Source organism: Sphingomonas sp., from assembly GCF_031380695.1.
Classification (GTDB): Bacteria; Pseudomonadota; Alphaproteobacteria; order Sphingomonadales; family Sphingomonadaceae; genus Sphingomicrobium.
The window spans coordinates 1-5,121 of the sequence record NZ_JANMWY010000073.1; the positions used below are offsets into that span (position 1 = coordinate 1).

The window sequence follows — 5,121 nt, forward strand, 5'->3', positions numbered from 1 at the left end:
CACGACGGCGGCCGGCGGCAATGCGACGCTGATGGCGGCGGCGGAAGACACGAGCGGATAGCGCCCGGAAATACCCGACCCGCTCGAGGCCAGGATTTCAAGAAAAAGTGGCTCCCCGAGTTGGATTCGAACCAACGACCAAGTGATTAACAGTCACCTACTCTACCGCTGAGCTATCGGGGAACGATGGCGCGCGAAGCGAGGCCCCCTTTAGCGACCGAACCCTTAAAGGCAAGTGTCAGTGCGCGAATTGCTCCATCGCGATGCGCTCGTCCAGCGCATGCTCGGGGTCGAACAGCAGGGTCATCGTTGGCCCTTTCGACAGGCAGATGTCGACCGTCGCGACCTCGCGCACTTCAAACTGATCGGCCACCGCCGAAACCGGGCGATTGACCGGGTCGAGCACGCGGAAGCGGATCATGACATCGTCCTGGAGGATCGCCCCGCCCCAGCGGCGCGGGCGGAACGGGCTGATCGGAGTCAGTGCCAGCAGCTTAGCTGCGAGCGGCAGGATCGGGCCATGGGCGCTGAGATTATAGGCGGTCGATCCGGCCGGCGTCGCCACCAGGACGCCATCGCAGACCAGTTCGGGCATCACGACCCGCCCGTTGACCGACACTTCGATCTTCGCCGTCTGCCGCGTTTCGCGCAGCAGCGAGACTTCGTTGATTGCGGGGCGGGCGATGACGGTGCCATCGGTCGTCGTCGCGGTCATCATCAGCGGCGTCACCCGTATCGCTTTCGCCCCGGCAATCCGCTGCTGCAGCCGGTCCAGCCGCCATTCGTTCATCAGGAAGCCGACCGTACCGCGGTTCATCCCGAACACCGGGCGCGGAGTGCCCTCCTCCAACATCGCGTGTAGCGTCTGCAGCATGAAGCCGTCGCCGCCGAGCGCGACCAGCGTCTCGGCCTCGTCCGCGTCGGCCCAGTGATAGCGTTTGCGCAGCATTTTCTGCGCCGCCTGCGCCGCCTCGGTCGGGGAGGCGAGCAGGCCGATCCCGTCGAGCAGACGCCGGTCGGTGACGGCGGGGGAGCGGGCCTCGTGGTTCATCGCGGGGGCCAGCATAGGCGATTTGCGCGCCAGCGCCACTATCAGCGTGCTGTCCCGCTTCGGGGCGGCACTGACGTCGGCCTGTCCTACAGCCGCCAAACGGCGCACGGCGAGGGTCATGGTAGAGTTTACATATTGGCGTACCCCCGAGGGCAAGCGCGGTTCCGACGCGCCGGTCGCGGCACCGCGCAAGCCGCGCCGCGATCGGCAACTGGAGCAGGCGATCGCCCGCGACACGATCAGCGTGCGCTTCCAGCCACAGATTGAGCCCGACAGCGGGCGCGTGGTCGGGGTCGAAGCGCTGGCCCGCTGGGACGGTGGCACAGGGCCGCAGGAGCTGTTTGCGCGGGCGGTTAGACATGGCCTGCAAGAGCGCTTGTCGCGTACGGTCCAGCGGCGTGCGCTGCGCCAGGTCGGGCAATGGCGCGGCGGACTGGCCCATCTGCGCCTGTCGATCAACCTCATCGCCGAGGACCTGATGCGCGACGGCTATGTCGAATGGCTGCTGGCGGAGATTGCCGACGCCGGGCTGAAGCCAAGCCGGATCACGGTCGAGATCACCGAATCGAGCCTGATCGCCGATCCTGCGACCGCCGCCGCCCGGCTCGCCACCCTGCGCGCCGCCGGGGTGCAGATCGCGATCGACGATTTCGGCACCGGCTATTCCAACCTGGCTTATCTCAGCGCGCTGCCGCTCGATTCGCTCAAGATCGACCGGGCGATGATCGCCGACCTGGTGGGCGGTAGCCGCGACCGCATTGTGGTACGCGCCATGATCCGCCTCGCCCGCGAACTGAGTTTGAAGGTCGTCGTCGAAGGTGTTGAATCAACAGCACAATTGGGACTGCTCGCAAGCTGGGGCTGCGATCTCTACCAGGGGTTTCTCGGCGCGGGGGCGCTCGACGAGGAGGAGCTGGCACGTTTCGTCAACGCGACCGTCGCCCAGGCGGCTTAAGGGTCGACGCCTACTCTCTCCCCGCGATTTGCGGGGAGGGAGACCAGCTATGCGGCCTCCAGCTCCTTCGCTTTCTCGCCCGCCGCCAGCACCCGCGCCAGCCCGCGCGACAGCTGGACCGCGCCGGTGAGGCGCGCGCTCTCGCTCGGCCAGTCGCGCGACACGACCAGCTTGCTGTCGGGACGCAGCTTCGCCGCGCCCTTCAGCCGATCGACATAAGCGAACAGACCGGCGAGTTCGGGGAAGCCGTTGGGCACGAACGTCACCACCGCGCCCTTCGCCCCGACATCGAGCTTGGCGATGCACGCCTTGCGACAATTGATCTTGGTTTCGACGATCTGCAGCAAATTGGCCGTTTCCTGCGGGATCGGGCCGAAGCGGTCGATCAGTTCGGCGGCGAACGCCTCGACCTCCTGCGGCTCGTCGAGTTCGCCCAGCCGGCGATAAAGCCCCATGCGCAAGTCGAGATCGAGGATATAAGACTCGGGAATAAGGATGGGTGCTTCAACGCTGATTTGCGGGGAATAATCCTCGCGCCGCTCGTCGCCGCCGGCTTTTTGCTCGAGAATCGCCTCCTCCAGCATCGACTGGTACAGTTCGAACCCGACCTCTTTGATATGCCCCGATTGCTCGTCGCCGAGCAGATTGCCAGCGCCGCGAATGTCGAGGTCGTGGCTGGCGAGCTGGAACCCCGCGCCAAGACTGTCGAGATTGGCCAACACTTGCAGGCGCTTGTCCGCGCCTTCGGTAATCGACCGGTCGGGCGTCGTCGTCAGGTAGGCATAGGCGCGCGTTTTCGACCGCCCGACCCGCCCGCGCAGCTGATAGAGTTGGGCCAGGCCGAAGCGATCGGCGCGATGGATCACCAGCGTGTTGGCGCTGGGAATATCGAGCCCGCTCTCGATGATCGTGGTCGACAGCAGCACGTCATATTTGCGGTCGTAGAAGGCGCTCATCCGCTCCTCGACCTCGGTCGGCGACATCTGACCGTGGGCGGTAATCGCGCGTACTTCCGGCACTTCCTCGCGCAGCCATTCCTCGATGTCGGGCAGGTCGGCGATGCGCGGTGCGACGTAGAAGCTCTGTCCGCCGCGATAATGTTCGCGCAGCAGCGCCTCGCGGATCACCACCGGGTCGCGCGGCGTGACATAGGTGCGGATGGCCAGCCGGTCGACCGGCGGGGTCTGGATCACCGAGAGTTCGCGAAGTCCCGACATCGCCATCTGCAGCGTGCGCGGAATGGGCGTCGCGGTGAGGGTGAGGACATGGACGTCAACCCGAAGCGCCTTGAGCCGCTCCTTGTGGGTCACGCCAAAATGCTGCTCCTCGTCGACAATGACAAGTCCGAGCTTCTTGAATTCGATCGACTTTGCCAGCAGCGCATGGGTGCCGATGACGATGTCGACAATGCCCTTCTCGATGCCCTCTTTCGTGCGCTTCGATTCCGCCGCTGTCACCAGCCGCGACAGGCGGCCGATCTCGAGCGGGAAGCCCTTGAAGCGCTCGACGAAGTTGGTAAAATGCTGCCGCGCGAGCAGCGTTGTCGGGCAGATCAGTGCCACCTGATAGCCAGCCATCGCCGCGACGAATGCCGCCCTAAGCGCCACCTCGGTCTTGCCGAAGCCGACGTCGCCGCACACCAGCCGGTCCATCGGATTGCCCGCCGCTAAATCGCCGAGCACGTCACTGATTGCGCGGTCCTGGTCGTCGGTTTCCTCATAGGGGAAGCGGTCGACGAACGAGGCGTAGGCACCGTCGACCTCGATAAGCGCCCCCGGTCGAGTCGCGCGTACCGCGGCGGTCTTGATCAGTTCGCCGGCGATTTCGCGGATGCGCTCCTTCATCCGGCTCTTGCGTCGCTGCCACGCCTCGCCGCCGAGACGGTCGAGCGGGGCGCGCTCGCTCTCCGAACCGCCGTAGCGGGTCAGCACGTCGATATTCTCGACCGGAACGTAGAGCTTGTCGCCACCGGCATATTCCAGCGCGACGCAATCGTGGGGTGCCTTGCCGACCTTGATCGAGGTCAGCCCCTCGTAGCGCGCAACGCCATGGTCGGCGTGGACGACGAGGTCGCCCGGGGTCAGCGCGGCGAGTTCGGCGAGGAACGCATCGGCGCTCTTTCGCCGCTTCTTGCGCCGTACCAGCCGGTCGCCGAGCATGTCCTGCTCGGTCAGCACCGCGACCTCGGGCGTGGTGAAGCCGTGGTCGAGCGGCAGGACGAGCAGCGCGGCATCGCCCTTTGCCCCGAGCGCCTGTTGCCAGGTGTCGACCTGCGCCAGCCGCTCCAGCCCATGGTCCGCGAGCAGCCCAGCCAATCGCTCGCGTGAGCCACGGCTATAGCTGGCCAGGATCAGTTTATGCTTCGACTTGCGCAGCTTGGCGGCGTGATCGACGACTGCTTCATAGACGTTGACGTTCTGCGCCCGCTCCGGCGCGAAATCACGCGCGCCTTCAACCGCGAAGTCTATGACTGTCTCGCTCGCCGGCTCGGGGAAGGTCGAGGCGCGGTGGATCGGCCGCCCGTCGATCGCGCCCTGCCATTCCTTGTCGCTCAGATAGAGGGTCGAGGGCGGCAGCGGGCGATAGCTGCCCGGCGCGGCGACCATCGCCCGCTCGCGATTGACGAAATAATCCTGGATCGCCTCGCTGCGCTGCTCATGCGACGAATCCGCTCCCGCATCGCGCACGATGACGTCATGCTCGCCGAGATGGTCGAACAAGGTGCCCAACTTCTCCTCGAACAGCGGCAGCCAATGCTCCATCCCGGCCAGTCGCCGCCCGTCCGACACCGCCTGATACAGCGGATCGCCAGTCGCATTGGCGCCGAACGTCTCGCGATAGCGGGTGCGGAACCGCTTGATACTCTCCTCATCGAGCAGCGCTTCCGACGCTGGCATCAGCGTGAACGCCTCGGCGGCTCCGGTCGTGCGCTGGTCGGCCGGGTCGAACCGCCGCAAGGTCTCAATCTCGTCGCCGAAGAAATCGAGCCGGATCGCGGTCGCCTCGCCCGCCGGGAACAGATCGACTAGTGACCCGCGCACGGCGAAATCGCCGGCATCATGGACCGCGTCGGCGCGCTGATAACCGTTGGCGGTGAGCAGGCGGACCAGCGCGT

At 66.0% G+C, this 5,121-nt stretch carries 3 protein-coding genes and 1 tRNA gene; 1 reads left to right on the top strand and 3 read right to left on the bottom strand.

Annotated features, from left to right (window positions below):
• Positions 1-108: 108 nt before the first annotated feature.
• Together RMN84_RS02890 and RMN84_RS02895 are read right to left on the bottom strand one after the other, a co-directional pair.
• Positions 109-183, bottom strand: a tRNA-Asn gene (locus tag RMN84_RS02890).
• 55 nt (positions 184-238) lie between these two features.
• The gene (locus tag RMN84_RS02895) at positions 239-1,051 is read right to left on the bottom strand and encodes an NAD kinase (protein ID WP_309610705.1); all 813 of its coding nucleotides are present in this window, start codon (positions 1,049-1,051) and stop codon (positions 239-241) included.
• 118 nt (positions 1,052-1,169) lie between these two features.
• Here RMN84_RS02895 and RMN84_RS02900 point away from each other — a divergent pair, with 118 nt between their 5' ends.
• Positions 1,170-2,006: an EAL domain-containing protein gene (locus tag RMN84_RS02900; protein ID WP_309610703.1), complete on the top strand. Its 837-nt coding sequence runs from the start codon at positions 1,170-1,172 to the stop codon at positions 2,004-2,006.
• Between the two features lie 47 nt (positions 2,007-2,053).
• Here RMN84_RS02900 and mfd read toward each other — a convergent pair.
• Positions 2,054-5,121, bottom strand: a 3,068-nt coding sequence (gene mfd, locus RMN84_RS02905; RefSeq protein ID WP_309610704.1) for a transcription-repair coupling factor, incomplete at its 5' end; no start/stop codon positions are given.

What these genes read in the sequence shown, in the direction of transcription:
- RMN84_RS02895 (WP_309610705.1), bottom strand. Translation starts at nt 1,051, where the DNA reads ATGAACCACGAGGCCCGCTCCCCCGCCGTCACCGACCGGCGTCTGCTC.
- RMN84_RS02900 (WP_309610703.1), top strand. Translation starts at nt 1,170, where the DNA reads ATGGTAGAGTTTACATATTGGCGTACCCCCGAGGGCAAGCGCGGTTCC.